At 68.5% G+C, this 1,544-nt stretch carries 2 protein-coding genes; both read right to left on the bottom strand.

Annotated features, from left to right (window positions below):
* Positions 1-272: 272 nt before the first annotated feature.
* A complete protein-coding gene (locus B0T44_RS26180; RefSeq protein ID WP_139347666.1) occupies positions 273-812 on the bottom strand; it encodes a hypothetical protein in 540 nt (179 codons plus the stop codon).
* Positions 813-901: 89 nt separating this feature from the next.
* Positions 902-1,544 (bottom strand): KPN_02809 family neutral zinc metallopeptidase (ypfJ, locus tag B0T44_RS26175; RefSeq protein ID WP_081512745.1); only part of this gene is annotated, 643 nt, incomplete at its 5' end.

Genomic DNA, 1,544 nt, shown 5'->3' with positions numbered 1-1,544 from the left:
CGTGCGCTTTGGGGTGTGCCTTCTGCGTTCGTACGGCTGTGGGGGTCTGCCTGGCTGCCGCCTTTTGCTCCGATTATGCGGTTGGTGTTCTCCGCGTTCGCTCCGGCCAGCGCTCTTATGCGTACCTTCGTCTTCGCTTCGGGTGTGCGTTTTGTGCGGCCTCCGTCTTCATGTCGGGCGTGCGCGACCAGTTCGACCCCTAGCGGACAGGTGGAGTGTGATCGGGCGTGGACGGCGTCATCAGGTCAAGCCTCCCTCGGCCGCCTTACCGATCAACGGTCGGGGACGAACGAATCCAGCAGGGTGTCGTATACGGCGGCGAACCGTGTCCGTGCCGCCTGCTGCGCCGGACTGAGACCGCCGGTGACGTCGGGAGCGTAGACGATCAGATGCGCACTCGGCTGTGGGGGCGGCGGTGCCAGGTCTATGATCCGGCGGCCCTGGCCGGTTGCTGTCGGCATCCCGAAATCCGCCGTCGCCAGCGCTTGTATCTCGGCCAGTGCGGCCGACAACACCTCGGCGGGTATGCGGCCGGTGCGTTGCTGCGGGGCGGTGCCGGGGTCGCGTTCCGGGGCGACAGCATCCGGAAGCTCGAGCGCGCGGCCGTCGGCGAACACCTGCAGCACCGGCCGCAGATCGGTGCGGGCTTCCCAGCCGCGGGGCATCGTGGTCAGCGTCAGCAATGCCACCGCGGGTGGGGCGGGCGGTTCCGCGGCAGGCCGGAACCAAGGCCGGGCCGCCGCCTGACCCGGTACGGCGAACAGCACCAGCGTGAGAAACAGCAACGCGGACTCGACCATTCGCCTGAACACACCCACGTTCCTACCGCCCCGCCGTGACCGCTGCCACCTGTCACCGGAAGCAACCGCCTCGCCGACCCCACGACAGACCGGCCTGTGCTTCAGCGCGCAGCGCCCGGATCGTTCAGATCGGGGGCCGAATAGGTATCGCATGAGGCGACCTCGCCCTTGCTGTACCCGGCCAGGAACCATTTCTGCCGCTGCTCGGACGAGCCGTGCGTCCAGGCTTCCGGGTTCTCCCGGCCCCGCGCAGCCCGCTGGATACGGTCGTCACCGACGGCAGCCGCGGCCGACAGCGCGTCCCGGATGTCCTCATCGGACAGTTTCCGCAGGAACGGTCGGCCGTCGCCGCCGGGCGCCGGCGTCTTGTCCGCATGATAGGCCCAGATCCCGGCATAGCAGTCGGCTTGCAGCTCGGTGCGGACAGCGTCCGATTCCGCGCCCTGCGGATCGCGCTGCGCTCGGGCAATATCGCCGAGCAGATACTGGATATGGTGGCCGAACTCGTGCGCCACCACATACTCCTGGGCCAGCGGTCCGCCGCTGGAACCGAAACGGTCCACCAGCTCCTGGAAGAAGGTGACGTCGAAGTAGGCGGTCTGATCGGCCGGGCAGTAGAACGGGCCCACTTCGCTGGTGGCGTTACCGCATCCGGTGGCCACCGCACCCGAGAACAACCGGACATCCGGCGGCACGTACGCCACGCCGGTCTGCTTCGGCAGTTGCGCCGACCAGACGGCGTCC

The organism is Nocardia donostiensis, from assembly GCF_002081715.1.
Taxonomy (GTDB): domain Bacteria; phylum Actinomycetota; class Actinomycetes; order Mycobacteriales; family Mycobacteriaceae; genus Nocardia; species Nocardia donostiensis.
Note: the sequence above shows the minus strand (reverse complement) of the source record. Positions and strands in the feature narration are given on the sequence as shown.